Origin of the sequence: Mesorhizobium sp. M1396 (genome assembly GCF_040317725.1) — a bacterium.
Classification (GTDB): domain Bacteria; phylum Pseudomonadota; class Alphaproteobacteria; order Rhizobiales; family Rhizobiaceae; genus Mesorhizobium.
Map to the genome: position 1 here is coordinate 20617 of NZ_JAMYLA010000044.1, position 17330 is coordinate 37946.

17 protein-coding genes are annotated in these 17330 nt (G+C 62.8%); 10 read left to right on the forward strand and 7 right to left on the reverse strand.

Annotated elements, in window-relative coordinates; all coding sequences use genetic code 11:
* Positions 1-7 precede the first annotated feature (7 nt).
* The 4 genes from NKH02_RS24905 to NKH02_RS24920 all read left to right on the forward strand — a co-directional run bounded on the left by NKH02_RS24905 (position 8) and on the right by NKH02_RS24920 (position 3490).
* Entirely contained in the window at positions 8-1105 is a 1098-nt protein-coding gene (locus NKH02_RS24905) for an ABC transporter ATP-binding protein (protein WP_352882306.1), read from the forward strand.
* 33 nt (positions 1106-1138) lie between these two features.
* Positions 1139-2302 carry a mandelate racemase/muconate lactonizing enzyme family protein gene (locus tag NKH02_RS24910; RefSeq protein ID WP_352882309.1) on the forward strand — a complete coding sequence of 388 codons (1164 nt, stop codon included), beginning with the start codon at positions 1139-1141 and terminating at the stop codon, positions 2300-2302.
* Positions 2303-2323: 21 nt separating this feature from the next.
* Complete coding sequence (locus tag NKH02_RS24915) at positions 2324-3067, forward strand: ribonuclease activity regulator RraA (protein WP_352882312.1); 744 nt, start codon at positions 2324-2326, stop codon at positions 3065-3067.
* 69 nt (positions 3068-3136) lie between these two features.
* Positions 3137-3490 carry a YybH family protein gene (locus NKH02_RS24920; protein WP_352882315.1) on the forward strand — a complete coding sequence of 118 codons (354 nt, stop codon included), beginning with the start codon at positions 3137-3139 and terminating at the stop codon, positions 3488-3490.
* 114 nt (positions 3491-3604) lie between these two features.
* Here the strand turns inward: NKH02_RS24920 and NKH02_RS24925 are convergent, their stop codons facing one another.
* Positions 3605-3907, reverse strand: a complete 303-nt coding sequence (locus NKH02_RS24925) for a DUF982 domain-containing protein (RefSeq protein WP_352871185.1) — start codon at positions 3905-3907, stop codon at positions 3605-3607.
* A gap of 334 nt (positions 3908-4241) precedes the next feature.
* Between NKH02_RS24925 and NKH02_RS24930 the strand changes: the two genes are divergently transcribed.
* Positions 4242-5699, forward strand: coding sequence for an NCS1 family nucleobase:cation symporter-1 (locus NKH02_RS24930; protein ID WP_352882317.1), 1458 nt, complete (start codon positions 4242-4244; stop codon positions 5697-5699).
* Between the two features lie 59 nt (positions 5700-5758).
* On the opposite strand, the gene NKH02_RS24935 is transcribed toward NKH02_RS24930, so the two are convergent.
* From NKH02_RS24935 to tpiA, 5 genes are all read right to left on the reverse strand, one after another.
* Positions 5759-6298 carry a DUF1697 domain-containing protein gene (locus NKH02_RS24935; protein WP_352871183.1) on the reverse strand — a complete coding sequence of 180 codons (540 nt, stop codon included), beginning with the start codon at positions 6296-6298 and terminating at the stop codon, positions 5759-5761.
* 21 nt (positions 6299-6319) lie between these two features.
* Complete coding sequence (gene pyrG / locus NKH02_RS24940; protein WP_352871181.1) at positions 6320-7957, reverse strand: CTP synthase; 1638 nt, start codon at positions 7955-7957, stop codon at positions 6320-6322.
* 136 nt (positions 7958-8093) lie between these two features.
* The gene (locus tag NKH02_RS24945; RefSeq protein WP_352882320.1) at positions 8094-9212 is read right to left on the reverse strand and encodes a L,D-transpeptidase; all 1119 of its coding nucleotides are present in this window, start codon (positions 9210-9212) and stop codon (positions 8094-8096) included.
* Positions 9213-9423: 211 nt separating this feature from the next.
* Positions 9424-9888, reverse strand: coding sequence for a preprotein translocase subunit SecG (secG, locus tag NKH02_RS24950; protein WP_352882322.1), 465 nt, complete (start codon positions 9886-9888; stop codon positions 9424-9426).
* A 170-nt stretch (positions 9889-10058) separates the two neighbouring features.
* Complete coding sequence (tpiA, locus tag NKH02_RS24955) at positions 10059-10826, reverse strand: triose-phosphate isomerase (RefSeq protein WP_352871177.1); 768 nt, start codon at positions 10824-10826, stop codon at positions 10059-10061.
* A 143-nt stretch (positions 10827-10969) separates the two neighbouring features.
* Here tpiA and NKH02_RS24960 point away from each other — a divergent pair, with 143 nt between their 5' ends.
* From NKH02_RS24960 to NKH02_RS24980, 5 genes are read left to right on the forward strand one after another with little or no spacing between them, the layout of a single operon-like run.
* The gene (locus tag NKH02_RS24960) at positions 10970-12862 is read left to right on the forward strand and encodes a SurA N-terminal domain-containing protein (protein WP_352882324.1); all 1893 of its coding nucleotides are present in this window, start codon (positions 10970-10972) and stop codon (positions 12860-12862) included.
* Complete coding sequence (gene trpD / locus NKH02_RS24965) at positions 12859-13869, forward strand: anthranilate phosphoribosyltransferase (RefSeq protein ID WP_352871173.1); 1011 nt, start codon at positions 12859-12861, stop codon at positions 13867-13869. The genes NKH02_RS24960 and trpD overlap by 4 nt, the downstream gene beginning before the upstream one ends.
* A 3-nt stretch (positions 13870-13872) precedes the next feature.
* A complete protein-coding gene (trpC, locus tag NKH02_RS24970; protein ID WP_352882326.1) occupies positions 13873-14685 on the forward strand; it encodes an indole-3-glycerol phosphate synthase TrpC in 813 nt (270 codons plus the stop codon).
* Between the two features lie 2 nt (positions 14686-14687).
* A complete protein-coding gene (gene moaC, locus NKH02_RS24975) occupies positions 14688-15170 on the forward strand; it encodes a cyclic pyranopterin monophosphate synthase MoaC (protein ID WP_352871169.1) in 483 nt (160 codons plus the stop codon).
* Positions 15170-16375 carry a molybdopterin molybdotransferase MoeA gene (locus NKH02_RS24980; RefSeq protein WP_352882328.1) on the forward strand — a complete coding sequence of 402 codons (1206 nt, stop codon included), beginning with the start codon at positions 15170-15172 and terminating at the stop codon, positions 16373-16375. Before moaC ends, NKH02_RS24980 begins: the two co-directional genes overlap by 1 nt.
* A gap of 49 nt (positions 16376-16424) precedes the next feature.
* On the opposite strand, the gene NKH02_RS24985 is transcribed toward NKH02_RS24980, so the two are convergent.
* Positions 16425-17255, reverse strand: a complete 831-nt coding sequence (locus NKH02_RS24985) for a hormone-sensitive lipase (RefSeq protein ID WP_352882330.1) — start codon at positions 17253-17255, stop codon at positions 16425-16427.
* Between the last annotated feature and the right edge of the window lie 75 nt (positions 17256-17330).

The window sequence follows — 17330 nt, forward strand, 5'->3', positions numbered from 1 at the left end:
GTTGCCGATGGCCCACGTGGTCCTCAAAGATCTCGTCAAGACCTATGGCGGCTTCAAAGCTGTCAACGACGTTTCGCTGACCGTCAATGACGGCGAGTTCGTTGCGCTTGTCGGCCCTTCAGGCTGCGGCAAGACAACCACGCTCAATCTCGTCGCCGGGCTGATCCCGATCACATCGGGCGACATCGTCATCGGGGAACGGTTGGTCAACGATCTCGACCCTAAGGACCGGGACATCGCAATGGTGTTCCAGAACTACGCGCTCTATCCGCAAAAGTCGGTCTACAAGAACCTGGCGTTCCCGCTGCAGATGCGCAAACTGCCCCGGGACGAGATCGACAGGAAGGTCAAGGAAGCGGCGCGAGTGCTCGACATGACGCACCTGCTCGAGCGCAAGCCGCGCGAACTTTCGGGTGGGCAGCAGCAGCGTGTGGCGCTCGGCCGCGCCCTCGTCCGCGACCCGGCGGTGTTCCTCATGGATGAGCCGCTCTCCAACCTCGATGCCAAACTGCGCGTGCAGATGCGGTCGGAGATCAAGCGCTTCCACCAGGATCTCAAGGCGACGATCATTTATGTGACGCACGACCAGCTCGAAGCCGTGACCATGGCCGATAAGATGGCGGTGATGAACGGCGGCTACCTGCTACAATACGATTCACCGGCGCAGGTCTTTGCCCATCCGGTGAACATGTTCGTCGCCAGCTTCATCGGCAGTCCGGCGATGAGCCTTATTCCGCTGGAGGCGTCGACGGCAAACGGCAACACTGTGTTGATCGGCGCGGAGGGTTGGAGCCTCGAGCTGTCTCAACTGAACGCGCGCAAGGTCCAGGGCGCGACCAGCAAGAAAATCGTACTCGGAGCGCGACACTCGACGATCAAGCTGCACAAGAGCACAGTCCCCGGTGCCATTCCGGCCAAGGCCTATACGGTGGAACCAACAGGGGACGTGACCTTCGTACAGGCGTTCCTCTCCGGCGCCATCGTCAACATCAGCGTGTCCCCCAATATCGCCGTCGCACCTGACGAGCAGATCTGGCTCGAGTTCGACCAGGAGCGGATGCATCTGTTCGACGGCGAAACCGAAATGGCCCTCAGGGCCGACTGAGACAGGGCGGATGCGTGTGGAACGTGGGCGTGGATGACTACGAAGCTTAAGATCACCGCGATCAAGCCCTATCCAGTGTGGGTAGGAACGCGCAACCAGATGCTGGTCAAGGTCGAGACCGATCAAGGCATCTTCGGCTGGGGAGAGAGCGGGTTGAGCGGTCGCGAGAAGGCCGTGGCCGGCGCGGTCGAGCATTATCGCGAGTTCCTCATCGGTCGCGATCCCATGCGGATCGGGCGGATCTGGCAGGAAGCCTATCGCAGCCAATACTTCGAGGGCGGGCGGGTCCTGCAGGCGGCGATTTCCGCCATCGACATCGCCCTGCATGACATCAAGGGCAAGGCGCTGGAAGTGCCGGTCTACGAGCTGCTAGGCGGCAAACAGCGCGACCGCATCCCCACCTTCGCCTCGACCGGCGACGAGGCCGAGGGCGATATCGCCATCGAACGAGCCCGCGAACTGCGCGCACAGGGGTGGCAGGCGGTCCGCTTCTTCCCCGTCGGGCAGAACAGCAGGGACATCTTCGAGCCCCGCGAGTCGATCGGCGCTACCGCGAAGATGCTAAACAAGGCGCGCGAGGCGCTGGGCGACGAGGTCGTCCTCGGCCTCGACTATCATCATCGGCTGTCGGTGGCAGAGGCGGTGAGCTTCTGCAACAAGCTCGGCCGCGGCGTGCTTGATTTCCTCGAGGAGCCGATACGGGACGAGACGCCGGAGGCCTACGAATCCCTGCGCACGATGACCGACATCCCCTTTGCCATCGGCGAGGAATTTGCCAGCAAGTGGCAGTTCCTGCCCTACATCGAGCGCGGCATCCACCAGTTCAACCGGCTCGATGTTTGCAATGTCGGCGGGCTTACCGAGGCGATGAAAGTCGCTGGCTGGAGCGAGGCCCACTATGTGGACCTGATGCCGCACAATCCCCTTGGTCCAGTTTGCACGGCCGCGAGCGTGCATCTCGCCGCCGCGGTACCCAACTTCGCGTGGCTCGAGACGAGGGCGCCCGAAATAAAGCTGGGCTTCGACAATTCCGACTTCTTCCCCGTGCAGCCCCGGCTCGACGGGACCGATTATCCGGTCAGCGAGATGCCGGGGCTCGGCGTCGAGGTCAATGAAGAAGCGGTCAAGGCGGAGAGTTCGCGTTTCTGGGAAGCGCCTCACCTTAGGCGCCGCGACGGTTCTGTCACGAACTGGTAGTTTGCTTCAACGGAGTCCACAATGACGCATTCCCTCGACATCACGCGGCCGCCCAAGGATCTGATCGACGCGCTCAAGGAGATCGGCGCCGCGACCGTTGCCGGCACACTTGGCCACATGGGCTTCCGCAACCCGCACATGGTCGGTCCGATGGCGCAGAACCACGGGAAATCGATCGTCGGGCCGGCGCTGACACTGCAGTTCATGCCGCAGCGGCCGGACCTGTTCACCGAGGGTGAATATGCAGATCCGGAGACGCAACTGCACCGGCACGTGCTCTACCACGCGCAAGAGGGCGATGTGGTCGTGGTCGACGCGCGCGGCGACATGAGCTCGGGTGTCTTCGGCGATATGATGTCGACATATTTCAAGGGCAGAGGCGGCGCGGGCATCGTCATCGATGGATGCATGCGCGACCGCCCCAATGTCGAAAAGCTCGATCTGCCCCTATGGCTGCGCGGCTGGACGCCAAATTATCATGTGCAGACCAGCATCTATCCCAATGCCGTCAATGTTCCGATTGCCTGCGGCGGTGTCACGGTGATCCCCGGCGACATCATCGTCGCCGACGACGACGGCGTGGTGGTGCTTCCCGTCGCAATGGCCCCGCGGGTAATCGAAGAATCACAGAAGCATCACGACTGGGAGGAGTTCTCACGAGTGAAGCTATTGGAGGGCGGTCCGCTGCAACGCTACTATCCGCTGCATGACGATGCCCGCGGCGAATATGAGGAGTGGCGCAAAACCAATCGCCTGATGGATTGACGTGGAATCACCAGGGCACGGGCGCCAGTTTGCGGCAGGATTTTCGTTCGCGGATTAGCGGAGGTCAGCATGAACGCGGAGAGAAAGCCTGTCTACGACCCCCAGCAACTGGAGCCCTTGCTGATTTCGCGGCAGCACGCGGGCGACGTCGACGGCATGATCGCTCTGTTCGAACCCGATGCGGTGATCGACCGCGGTGGCGGACGGTTGCTGCGCGGCAGGCAGGCCATTCGCGGCTACTATGTCGAGATCGTCGCGTCAGGACGAAAGTTTGCCGTAGGCGAGCAGCGGCCGGCGCTCATTTGCGGCGATCTCGCGCTTACATCGACCCGACTTCCCGACGGTGACGTGACCAGCGAGGTAGCCCGGCGGCAAGGCGATGGCAGTTGGCTTTGGGTGATCGATCGCTATTCCGTGACTTGAGATAAGGCATTGACTATGGGCCAGCTCGTTTGGCTTGCCTCCTCGCCGGAGGCGCATAAGAGACCCTGCCACGGCCATCACGGGGCGCAGCTTCGAGGTCAACAGATCCGGCGCCTACCGCCTCAACGCCTGGACGTTTTCCGTGTTTTCGCCACCGATCGGCAGCGCCATGTCGTCGTCCAGCAGACGGGTGATGCGGGCAAATCCGGCAAAAGCTTTCCTCGCTTCCTCGGCCGACATGTTGCCGGACAGAGCAGCGGAGCAGCAATTCAAGGCGCATTGGTAAACCGGTCCGCGCCGCCCTGTTGGCCACTTGCGCAAGAACACCATCGCTTCGGCAACGCTGTCGATTTCCTGAACTGGGTATCCCAGCCCGGGCGCAAGGCGCACGGGCGTGAAGAAATGCAAGCGATCCATAAGTTTCCTCCCGGCCGATCGCCTCCGCTCGATCGAACCCCATTAAACTCCCGAATAGGCATTTGGTTCCAGAAAAAAGATGATCCCGCATAAAAAAGCTTGGTGGCGAGAAACGGGCAGACTTCGGCCCGCGTTTCTCGCGACAAAATCGGCGAAATTCGAATCGCCGTGGAGGTATCCCGGCTGCAGCTTACTCCTGCCGATAAGCGCGGTTCTTATTGAATATCTTTAAGGCCAAAGCCGGCAAATAGGTTGCTTGTCGGTTCCCCTGCGTCAGGCTTACCCTGCATGCGCCAACGCGTGAGGGCGCGTGCTGCAAAAGGGGGACATTGCAATGACAATACAAGGTGCTTCACCTGATCTGTACAACGAGGATCTGGCGCCAGCCAAAATTCGAAACTGGGGACCATTCTCGATCTTCAACGTCTGGACGTCGGACGTTCACAGCCTCTGGGGCTACTATCTGGCCGCCAGCCTGTTTCTGTTCTGTGGCGGCTTCGTCAATTTCCTCATCGCCATCGGCATCGGCTCGCTGATCATCTACGCGCTGATGAACATGGTCGGCTATGCCGGCGTAAAGACCGGCGTGCCCTACCCCGTGCTTGCCCGCGCCTCTTTCGGCATCTGGGGCGCCAACATACCGGCACTGGTGCGCGCGGTGGTCGCCTGCTTCTGGTATGGCGCGCAGACCGCCGCCGCCTCCGGCGCGATCGTGGCGCTGCTGGTCCGCTCGCAATGGTTTGCCGATTTCAACGCCAACACCCATTTCCTCGGCCATACCGGCCTGGAGGTGATCTGCTTCGTGGTCATCTGGGCGCTGCAACTGCTGATCATCCAGAACGGCATGGAAACGGTGCGCCGCTTCCAGGATTGGGCAGGACCGGCAGTCTGGGTGATGATGCTGATCCTGGCGATCTATCTCTGCGTCAAATCCGGGAGATTTGCCTTCACCAGCGACATCCCCATGGACGTGCTGCTGGACAAGACCAAGGATGCGGGCGTGCCCGGCACGCCGGGATCGTGGACGTCGCTGTTTGCGGTGGCGGCGATCTGGGTCACCTATTTCTCGGCGCTTTATCTCAATTTCTGCGATTTCGCCCGTTACGCGCCGGACAAGGCATCGCTGCGCAAGGGCAACATCTGGGGCTTGCCGATCAACCTGATCCTGTTCTCGCTGGTCGCCGGCGTCACCACCATTGCCGCCTTTGACGTCTATGGCGAAGTGCTGCTGCATCCCGACCAGATCTCGGCGAAATTCGACAGCTGGTTCCTGGCGGCGCTCGCAGCCTTGACCTTTGCGGTTGCAACCCTCGGCATCAACGTGGTGGCGAACTTCGTCTCGCCGGCCTTCGACTTCTCCAACGTCTTTCCCAGGCAGATCGACTTCAAGAAGGGCGGCTATATCGCGGCCGTGATCGCCCTGGTGCTCTATCCCTTCGCGCCATGGGAAGGCAGTGCCGCTTCCTTTGTCAACGTCATCGGCGCGACGATGGGGCCGATCTTCGGCGTGATGATGGTCGACTACTACCTGATCCGGAAGGGTGAGGTCGACGTCGAGGCGCTCTATCGCGAGGACGGCGAGTTCCGCTTCCAGGGCGGCTGGCACGTCAACGCCTTCATCGCCGCCGGCATCGGCGCCATCTTCTCGTCGATCCTGCCGAACTTCACCAACTGGCTGCCGTCCTGGTGGGGCGTCTATGGCTGGTTCTTCGGCGTGGCGATCGCCGGCATCATCTACTACGTCCTGCGCACCGCCGCTTTGAGCGCCGGAGCGAAGACGGCAAAGGTTTGAAATGAGGCAGTAGGTGCTAGGGAGCAGAGAACCGCTTCCTACTGCCTACTGCCTACTGCCTACTGCCTACCGTCCACCATCTCGGCCAGTTTGCGCACCGTGTTCCAGTTGCGCGATGTACCGATGCCCAGACGCTTGTGGCTGGTTGCCGTCAGAAGCCGTGAACTGGCGCGCGAGAAGACAATCCAGATATCGCCGCCGACGGCCTGCATCTTTTCGTCCTTGCCGACATAGGATTTGAGCGCCGCGATGGCTTCGTCGGGCACGGGCTGGCGCATCACCCGCACCGCCACCTGATCCGCGGTCGCATTCGATTCGTCCGGAAACGGATTGCCGGCGGCAAGCTTCAGCCAATCGTTTGCGGTGCGCACGATGATGTCGACATGCTTGCCAAAGGCTTTTTCAAACGCTGCCTCAAGCCGCTTTTCGAGCGTGGCGATCGAGGTCTTTTCACTCTCGAAGACCAGATTGCCGGTCGCCACCAGCGTGCGCGGGTTCTTCAGCCCGAGTTCTTCGGCCATCGCCTTGAGGTCGGCCATGACGACCCGTCGCCCCTCGCCCAGGATGATGCTGTAAAGCAGCGCGACATAGGTCTGCATGGTCCGACTGGGCTATGGGAGCTACACCAACCGGCTCTGCTCCACCGCCGCCTCGATGAAGCTGGCGAACAGCGGATGCGGGTCGAGCGGCCGGCTTTTCAGTTCCGGGTGATACTGCACGCCTATGAACCAGGGGTGATCGGGATACTCGACCGTTTCCGGCAGCACGCCGTCGGGCGACATGCCGGCGAACACCAGGCCGCAATCCTCTAGCCGTTCCTTGTAGTCGACATTGACCTCGTAGCGGTGGCGATGACGCTCGGAAATCTGCGTGTCGCCGTAGATCTCGGCAATCTTCGAGCCCTTGGCGAGTTCGGCCTGATAGGCACCGAGCCGCATCGTACCGCCGAGGTCGCCGGTCTCGCGGCGTTTCTCCAGCATGTTGCCTTTCAGCCATTCGGTCATCAGGCCGACGACCGGTTCCTCGGTCGGACCGAACTCGGTCGATGACGCATGCTCGACGCCGGCGAGCGACCGGGCCGCCTCGATGCAGGCCATCTGCATGCCGAAGCAGATGCCAAAATACGGCACTTTTCGCTCACGCGCGAACTTCGCCGCCAGGATCTTGCCTTCCGAGCCGCGCTCGCCAAAGCCGCCGGGAACCAGGATGCCATGCACCTTTTCCAGCCAGGGCGTCGGATCCTCCTTTTCGAAGATTTCTGATTCGATCCAGTCGAGCTTGACCTTGACGTGATTGGCCAGGCCGCCATGCGAGAGCGCCTCGATCAGCGATTTGTAGGCATCCTTGAGGCCGGTATATTTGCCGACAACGGCGATGGTGACCTCGCCCTCCGGATTGTGGATGCGGTTGGACACCGCCTGCCAGGGCTCCATGCGCGGCTTCGGCGCCGGATCGATGCCGAAGGCGGCCAACACCTCCGAATCGAGTCCTTCCTTGTGGTAGGCCATCGGCACATCGTAGATATGCGGCACGTCGAGCGCCTGGATCACGGCACTTTCGCGCACATTGCAGAACAGCGACAGTTTTCTGCGCTCTTCCTTGGGGACGGCGCGATCGGCGCGGACCAGCAATATGTCGGGCGCGATGCCGATGCCGCGCAGTTCCTTGACCGAATGCTGGGTCGGCTTGGTCTTCAGCTCGCCGGCCGTCGGGATGTAGGGCATTAGCGTCAGATGGACGTAGACGGCGTTGTTGCGCGGCAGGTCGTTGCCGAGTTGGCGGATCGCTTCCAGGAACGGCATCGCCTCGATGTCGCCGACCGTGCCGCCGATCTCGCACAGCACGAAATCATAGTCGTCATTGCCGTTGAGGACGAAGTTCTTGATCTCGTCGGTGACGTGCGGAATGACCTGCACGGTGGCGCCGAGATAATCGCCCCGCCGCTCGCGCTCGATGATGTTCTTGTAGATCCGGCCGGTGGTGATGTTGTCCTGCTGATTGGCGGAGCGGCCTGTGAAGCGCTCGTAATGGCCAAGATCAAGATCGGTTTCCGCACCATCGTCGGTGACGAAAACCTCGCCATGCTGGTACGGCGACATCGTGCCCGGATCGACATTGAGATAGGGATCGAGTTTTTTTATGCGTGCGCGATAGCCTCGCGCCTGCAGGAGAGCCCCAAGGGCCGCTGCGGCTATGCCTTTTCCAAGTGAGGAAACCACGCCGCCTGTGATGAATACATATCGCGCCATGGGAGTCATCGCTTAACGCGGCCGGATTGATTCCGCCAGAGAAAAAACCACCGCGAAGGTTTTTTCCCAAGAAGGCGCTTGGGTCGTGAACAAGCAAAACAAAAGGGCCGGCTGAGCCGGCCCTTTCGGCAGGATGACGAAAACGTCAGATGATGACGACCTTGGTGCCCACCCTGACGCGGCTGTAGAGGTCCATGACGTGCTCATTGATCATCCGGAAGCAGCCATTCGAGGCGCTGGTTCCGATCGACTGCGGCGCGATGGTGCCGTGGATGCGCAGATGCGTGTCCTTCTTGCCGTCATAGAGATAGATGGCGCGCGCGCCGAGCGGATTCTGGCCACCGCCAGGCATGCCGTCCTTGTACTGGCCGTAATGCTTCGGCTCGCGCTTCTGCATGTCCAGCGTCGGGATCCAGCGCGGCCATTCCTGCTTGTCGCCGACCGCGACCGTGCCCTTGAACTGCAGGCCTTCGCGGCCGACCGCGATGGCGTAGCGGCGCGCGGTGGACGACGATTCGACGAGGTACAGGCGGCGCGCGCTGGTGTCGATGACGATGGTGCCCGCGGCGTAGCCGCTGAATTCCACGTCCTGCGGCACGAATTCCGGCTTCACCTTGAACAGCTTCTTGGCTTCCCTCTTGGCGAGAGCCTGGTCAAGAGCCCGCGTCTCGGGGAGATATGAAATCGACGAAGAGGACGAGGTGCCGCCGAAGAGGCCGGCGAACAGACCGCCGCTGCTCGGCTGCTTCTGGCCGATAACCTCACTGCGCAGCTCGCCATTGTTGCCGGTCAAGGCAACGTTCATCGCCTCCGCCGGAAGCGGCTCGGCCGATTGGATCGGTTCGATTGGCTCGATGATCTTGGCAGCCTGCTTCTTGGCCAGCTTGGCATCGGTCACCTCGGTTGCCGGCACGCTCTTGCCCTTCTTGGCCAGGAACGCCTGACGTTCAGCGTCGGCCTTGGCCTTGGCCGCCTCGCGCATCGCCAGTTTCCTGGCTTCGAGCGCCTTGGCTTTGGCGGCTTCCTTGTCGGCAACGATCTTGGCCTCGATCTTCTTGATCTGGGCTAGATCGTCCGGTGTCGGGTTTTTCTTCTTCTTGAGAAGCTTCAATTGCGTCGCATCACTTTTGACGGCGACGTTGATGGCGGAGGTTGTTTCAACCGAAGGCTGTGCGGCCATATTGGCCAGAACGCCAGCGAAAGCGGGGGAACTCACGCCGAGTACGGCGCAAAGTCCAAGGAAAATGAAGCTGCGAAGCTGCATGGCGAAGATCCGATCGTTCTATGCTTGTTGCCCACGGCGTCGCCCAGCGCCCCCCAAGGGCGCCGGAAATGCCGCGCGCAATCTATAGTCGAATAAGCGCGGGGGCCTCAAGCGCGAGGCCGCGCCTCATCCCATCGAATCTTCGTGATCTTGCTGCATTTGCCGCGACTGTGTTCAAACGACCACAGATCGCGGCTTCAGGCGCCGAGGACTACTGGTTCGGAACCTGCGGGGTCGCCGGCGCGGCGGGAGCGGCGCCATTGGTTGCCGGCGGCGTCGAACCGGCGGCAGGCGCCTTGGCCGGGGCAGTCGCCGGAGCCGCGGCGTCGTTGCCGGATGGCGGCGTGGCGGTGCCTGCGGGCGCCGGGGTGGTCGTGCCGGGCAATTGGTTGAGCACACCCTTGCCTGCACCGTCCGATGTCGCCGGCACGCGGTCGAGGATGTCGATCGGCTTCTCGCCATAGCGGGCGACTATCGACAGTGTCAGTGACGTGGCGAAGAAAGCAGCCGCCAGTATCGCCGTCGCACGCGTCAGCGCATTGGCGGCACCTCGCGCGGTCATGAAGCCGGATCCGCCACCGATGCCAAGGCCGCCGCCTTCGGAACGCTGCAGCAGCACCACGCCGACAAGGGCGAGCACGACCATGAGATGGATGACGATCAGTACGGTTTCCATAGTTTATCCTGGCAAGGCCTTGCCCGGCCGCGGACACGACCGGTGAATTGGAGGCGGCTCAATACAATGCTTTGATGGCATTTCCAAGCCCGTGGCCGGAATATGGGAAGCAACGCCTTCTTTGCAACGATTTCCAGCGCCGGGAGCCCCATCCGGCGTGGCGAATATCTTCAACCGATATTGCGATAAGCCTCGGCGATGGCAAGAAAATCCGCCGCCTTCAGGCTGGCGCCGCCGACCAGCGCGCCGTCGACATTCCTGACCCCGAGCAGTTCGACCGCGTTGGAAGGCTTGACCGAGCCGCCATAGAGGATGCGCACCTTCGCCGCGACGCTGCCGAGCTTTTCCGACAGCTTTTCGCGGATATGTGCGTGTGCTTCGGCCACATCGGCCGCGGTTGGCGTCAGGCCGGTGCCGATCGCCCATACCGGCTCATAGGCAATGATGGTGTTGGACGGGGTGGCGCTTGGCGGCACCGATCCGTCGACCTGCCGCGACAGCACGTCGAGCGTGGCGCCCGCTTCACGCTGCTGCTGGGTCTCGCCAATGCAAATGATCGCCACGAGTCCGGCACGCCAGGCGGCGGAGGCCTTGGCCTGGACCGTCGCGTCATCCTCGCCGCGCTGCTCACGGCACTCGGAATGGCCGACGATGACGTGGCTGGCGCCGGCATCCCTAAGCATTTCCGCCGAGATGCAGCCGGTGTAGGCGCCGCTCTCCCTGGTGTGGCAATCCTCACCGCCGGCATGCACCGGTGTGCGCGACAGGATCTCAGCGGCGTGGGCAAGCAGGGTTGCCGGAACGCAGACCAGCGCTTCGGTCTCGGCATCGAGCCCACTCATGAAACCGTTGCCGATCATCCTGAGCTCGTTGAGCGAGGCACTGGTGCCGTTCATTTTCCAGTTGCCGGCGACAAGCGGGCGAATTCCTGGCGTCATGGTTTGCTTCTCCGGGCGATATCGGGCTCTGGCCCTCACTACCAAAATCAGCCCACAAAGCAATCGACAGTGGACCGGAAGGGCGCTATTGCGCTTGTTTCAGACTCGGCGCATGCGAAATTGCGCATAAATCGGAAGTAACGATGCTTGGTGTATTGAGAAGCGCGGCGGGTACCTGGGTCGCGAAGACGCTGCTTTCGCTGCTGGTGGTCAGTTTCGCCGCCTGGGGCATTTCCGGGCGGCTGATGGGCGGTTTCGCTGGCCATGATTCGGTCATAACCGCTGGCGGCACCAAGGTGTCGATCAACGAATACCGTCTCGCCTATGATCGGCAGCTCGCCGTTATGTCGCAACAGTTCGGCCAGCGTCTCAGCCACGAACAGGCAAAGGCGCTCGGCGTCGACAACCAGGTTCTGGCGCAGCTCGTCTCGGGCGCGGTCCTCGACGAACAGGCCCGCAAGCTTGGTCTCGGCCTCTCCAGGGACCGGTTGGCCGAGCTGACGCGCGAAGACCCGGCGTTCAAGGGCCCGGGCGGCCAGTTCGACCGCAGAACGTTCGAATACATGCTGCGGCAGATCGGCATGCGGCCGGAGGATTATCTGAAGAACCGTGCCCAGGTGGCGGTCCGCCAGCAGATCGTCGAGGCGGTCTCTGATGGTCTGAAAGCTCCGGACACCTTCTTCAAGGCTGTCGCGCTCTATCGCGGCGAAGACCGCACCATCGACTATCTGACGCTACCCAAGGCACTGGTCGAGCCGATCGAGGCACCATCCGACAGCGTGCTTTCCGCCTATTTCGGAGCCAACAAGAAGACATACGCCGCACCCGAATACCGCAAATTCTCCTATGTCCGCCTCGAACCGGTCGACATCATGGATACCACCGCCGTCACCGACCAACAGGTCAGCGACGACTACAACAAGAACAAGGCGCGCTACACCACGCCGGAGATGCGAACCATCGAGCAGCTTGTGTTCAAGACGCCGGATGCGGCCAAGGCCGCGCTCGATTCGCTTAAGACCGGTGCAACATTCGACAAGCTCGTCACGGCGGAAGGCAAAACCCCGGCCGACACGCTGCTCGGCACACTGGCCAAGGACAAGATCGCCGACAAGGCGGTCGCCGACGCGGCCTTCGCGCTCAATACCAATGAAGTCAGCCAGGTTGTGCAAGGTGCCTTCGGTCCGGTGTTGCTGCGCGTTACCGAGATCAAGCCCGAGGTGGTGAAGCCGCTCGCCGAAGTGTCCGACCAGATCCGCAAGGACCTGGCGCTGGGCGAGGCAAGCCGCATCCTTCTGGACGTGCGTGACAATTACGAAGACGCCCGCGCAGCCGGCGGTTCGCTGGCCGATGCTGCTACCAAGCTGAAGCTGAAGATCGTCACCATCGACGCCATCGAGCGCAGCGGCCTGAGGCCCGACGCAAGCATCGTCAAGGACCTGCCGCAATCACCGGAATTGATCAAGGCTGTCTTCGACGCGGAACCCAACACCGAAAACGATGCCTTGACCACGGCGGATAACGGCTTCGTTTTCTATGAGGTGGCCTCCATTACGCCAGCTCGTGACCGGACGCTGGACGAGGTTCGTCAGAAAGTCGTCGCGGACTGGACGGCGGCGGAGACCACCAAGCGGTTGGCCGCCAAGGCTGACGAGCTCGAAAAGCGGCTCAAGGCCGGCGCCACGCTCGACGTCATCGCCGGCGAACTGAAGCTGGAAAAACAGACCAAGCGCGGCGTCAAGCGCGAGGCCGACGATGTCGATTTCGGCAAGGAAGGCGCGGCAGCGATGTTCGGCGTCGGCGAAGGCGGCACCGGCTTGATCCCCTCGCCCACCGGCGACGGGCAGATCCTGTACAAGGTCGCCGAAGTGTTCGAGCCCGCAGGAGCCGATGCCAGCTCGGTGCCGGACGATGCGCGGAAATCCTTCACTTCCGGCATGTCTGACGATCTGCTCGACCAACTGGTGGCGCAGCTGCAGACGCAGTACGACGTTCGCGTCGACCAGGCCGCAGTCGCCCAAGCCTCGACAAGATGAGCGCGCTGAAAACCCATATCGCCAAGGTCGCGACCGGAAGCGCGCTCTCCTTCGAGGAAGCGCGCGAGGCCTTCGACATCATCATGTCGGGCGACGCCACCCCCGGCCAGATCGGCGGCTTTCTGATGGCGCTGCGCGTGCGCGGCGAAACGGTGAGCGAGATTTCCGGCGCCGTCGCCACCATGCGGGCCAAGATGTTGCGCGTCGACGCGCCTGACGGCGCCATCGATATCGTCGGCACCGGCGGCGACAATTCCCACAGCGTCAACATTTCGACGGCATCGGCTTTTGTGATTGCCGGCAGCGGTGTGCCGGTTGCCAAGCACGGCAATCGCGGCCTGTCGTCGCTGACAGGAGCCGCCGACGTGCTGGTTGCACTCGGCGTCAAGATCGACATCTCGCCCGAATTCATCGGCCGCTGCATCCACGAGGCCGGCGTCGGCTTCATGTTCGCGCCTGCGCACCATCCGGCGATGAAGCATGTAGGCCCGACCCGCGTCGAGCTCGGCACCCGCACCATATTCAACCTGCTTGGGCCCCTCTCCAATCCGGCCGGCGTCAAGCGGCAGATGGTCGGCGTGTTCCTGCCGGAATGGATCCTGCCGGTGGCCGAGACACTGAAGGCGCTGGGCGCCGAGCATGCCTGGGTTGCCCATGGCGACGGCTATGACGAGATCACCACCACCGGCGAGACACAGGTCGCCGAACTGATCGGCGGCGAGATACGCAGCTTCACCTTGACCCCTGAAGCGGTTGGGTTGGCGCGCCACACCAAGGATGAGTTGCGCGGCGGCGACGCGGACTACAACGCCAAGGCATTGCGCGATATGCTGGGTGGCGCTGCCGGCGCCTATCGCGACACCGTGCTGATGAATGCCGGCGCCGGACTGGTCGTGGCGGGCAAGGTGACGACGCTTGGCGACGGCATCGTGACGGCGGCGCAAGCCATCGACAGCGGCCGGGCGCTGCAAGTGCTCGACAGGCTGGTCGAGATTTCGAACGGATAGAGCGTGTCTGACATTCTTCGCAAGATCGAGGCCTACAAGCGCGACGAGATCGCAGCGGCAAAGGCGCGTGTGCCGCTCGCCGAAATCAAGGCGCGCGCGAAGGACGCGGACGCGCCCCGCGGCTTTCTTGCAGCGCTCGAGGCGAAGCAGAGATCGGGCAGCTTCGCGCTGATCGCCGAGATCAAGAAGGCGAGCCCATCCAAGGGCCTGATCCGCGCCGATTTCGATCCGCCCGCATTGGCGCGGGCTTATGCGAAGGGCGGCGCTGCCTGCCTTTCGGTGCTGACCGATGCGCCATCGTTCCAAGGCGCGCCGGAATTTCTCACCAGCGCAAGAGCAGCCGTAGCCTTGCCGGCGCTACGCAAGGATTTTCTGTTCGACCCCTACCAGGTCTATGAGGCGCGCGCGTGGGGCGCTGATGCCATTCTGATCATCATGGCGAGCGTTGATGACGCCCTGGCGAGCGAGCTTGAAGCAACGGCATTCGAACTCGGCATGGATGCGCTGATCGAGGTGCATGACGAGGCCGAGACGTTGCGCGCGGTAAAACTGTCATCGCAGTTGATCGGCATCAACAACCGCAATCTGAGAACATTCGAAACCAGCCTTAAAACCTCGGAGCGGCTGGCGCCGATGGTGCCGGGCGGCCGCCTGCTGGTCAGCGAGAGTGGTATTTTCACCCATGACGACTGCCTCAGAATGCAGAAGACTGGCATCGATACCTTCCTCGTCGGCGAGAGCCTGATGCGGCAACAGGATGTCACCGCGGCCACGCGCCTGCTGCTGACGGGCAAGGCAGCGGCCGAGGTGGTCTGACGATGACGGCCGCCCTCACCCATATCGACGCCCAGGGCGAGGCCAATATGGTCGATGTCGGAGACAAGGCGGAGACGACACGCACGGCGATCGCCGAGGGCTTTGTCGCGATGCGACCCGAGACGCTGAAGACGATTCTCGCCGGCAACGCCAAGAAAGGCGACGTGCTCGGCACCGCGCGCATCGCCGGCATCATGGCGGCGAAGAAGACGCATGAGCTGATCCCGCTCTGCCATCCGCTGCTTCTGACCAAGGTCTCCGTCGACATCGAGCCGGACCATGCTCTGCCCGGCCTGAAGGTCACCGCACTGGCGCGCGTCACCGGCAAGACGGGCGTCGAGATGGAAGCGCTGACCGCCGCTTCGGTGGCCTGCCTGACCATATATGATATGGCCAAGGCGGTGGACCGCGCCATGGTCATCTCCGGCATCCGGCTGGTCGAAAAGACCGGCGGCAAGTCGGGCTCGTACAAGGCAGGCGCCTGATGGCGCTTGTACCAATCGCCGACGCGCTCGAGCGCCTGCTCGAGGGTGCAGGGCCTTTGGCCGGCGAAAGCGTTCCCCTGTTCGAGGCGGCGGATCGCGTGCTGGCGGCACCGGTTGTTGCGCTGCGTACCCAGCCGCCCTTCAACGCCTCCGCCATGGATGGCTACGCAGTGCGCGCTGTCGATGTGGCGTCGGTGCCGTCGCGACTTTCGGTGATCGGCATGGCGCCGGCCGGGCGCGGCTTTGATGGCACGGTCAGCCACGCTCAGGCCGTGCGCATCTTCACCGGCGCACCACTGCCTGAAGGCGCCGACACCATCGTCATCCAGGAAAATGTCCGGGATCTCGGCGGCGGCGACATCGAAGTGATCGAACCCACCGCCGAAGGGCGCAATATCCGCCGCCTCGGCCTCGACTTTTCAAAAGGCGACGTGCTGCTGGAAAAAGGCCGCGTGCTCGACCCGGCGGCGCTGTCGCTGGCGGCATCGGCAAATCATCCACGGGTCAGCGTGGTGAAACGGCCGTTGGTCGCCATCATCGCCACCGGCGACGAATTGTTGCCGCCCGGCAGCGAACTCGGACCGGACCAGATCATCTCATCCAATGCCTATGGCGTTGCCGCGACAGCACAATCGGTCGGCGCCCGCGCGCTCGATCTCGGCATAGCCGCCGACCGCAAAGATGCGATTGCAGCCTTGGTGAAAAAGGCGGTCACTGCCGGCGCGGACGTCATCGTCACGCTTGGTGGCGCCTCGGTCGGTGATCACGACCTGATCCATGACGTGCTGACCGGCGAAGGCATGAAGCTCGGCTTCTGGAAGATCGCCATGCGCCCCGGCAAGCCGCTGATGTTCGGCCGCCTCGGCGATATCAGGTGCATCGGCCTGCCCGGCAACCCGGTCGCGAGCCTGGTCTGCTCGCAGCTCTTCCTGAAGCCGTTGCTGGCACGGCTCGGTGGCCGCGACCATCGCCAGGATATACGCCCGGCACGATTGGGCGTCGCTATGCCGGCCAATGATCTGCGCCAGGACTATGTGCGGGCGGTGGTCAGGGAAGATGACGGCGCGCTGGTGGCGACCCCGTTCGGCATCCAGGACTCCTCGATGCTGAAAATGCTGGCCGACGCCAACGGGCTGATCGTGCGGGCGCCGTTTGCCGCCGCAGCCGCCGCGGGCGAGGCCTGCAGCGTGCTGATGCTACGCTGAAGAACCGCCGGACAAGCCATTAATAGTAATATGGAAAACGATCTCGGTGCTATTCCGCGATCAAGGTCAGTGTCAGCGGATGCGCTGGATCGGCAAGGCCGTCGACAATGCTGTAATGATGCCGGTCGGGTTCGACCACGGTGCTGGTGGTGGCGCCAAGACCTGTCCAGATGTTGGCGAGCAGCGCGTTCTGGCGCAGGAATTCGGCGCGCTCGCCACCACCCACCCAGCAAGTGATGCGCGCACCATCCATTGGCCGCAGCAGCGCCGGACTTTCAGCCAATGCCTCCTCTTCGTCGATTGCCAGTGCCTTGTTCATCCCGGTGCGCATGATCGGACGCAGGTCGTGGAGGCCTGAAATCGAAACGACGTGGCGTATGCGCCGCGCCACATCGGCCGCCAGAGGCGTGGTTGTCGTTATCATGCGGGTGGCGAGATGGCCGCCGGCCGAATGTCCGGTCAGCATCAGCGGCCCGTCGACCATCGCCGCGGCCTTGCCGACAGCCGCCCCGATCTCCTGGACTATGCCGGCAATGCGTATGTCAGGGCATAGCGTGTAGGACGGCATCGCCACGGCAAAGCCGCTGCTGACCGCGCCATTGGCGAGGTGCGACCACAAACTCTTGTCGGTCTCCAGCCAATAACCGCCATGGATGACCACCACCAGCCCCTTGGGCGCGGCATTGGGAAGGAAAAGATCGAGCCGATTGCGCCGCCCGTCGCCATAGGCGATGTCGAGCCGTGCCCGGCCCTCCACCGAGAGCGCATCACGAAATGCTTGCGCTGGCTCCGCCCACGCGGCCGGCCAGCGGTCGCTGCCGGCGATGTTCGCGCCATTGGCATAGGCATCGTCCCAATCGACAATGTGACGTTCGAACATCTGTGCCCTCCCCAGAACGGCATCGCTTGTGACCTAGCAATGACCACCGCCACGCCATGCGTCAATGCTCCGGAA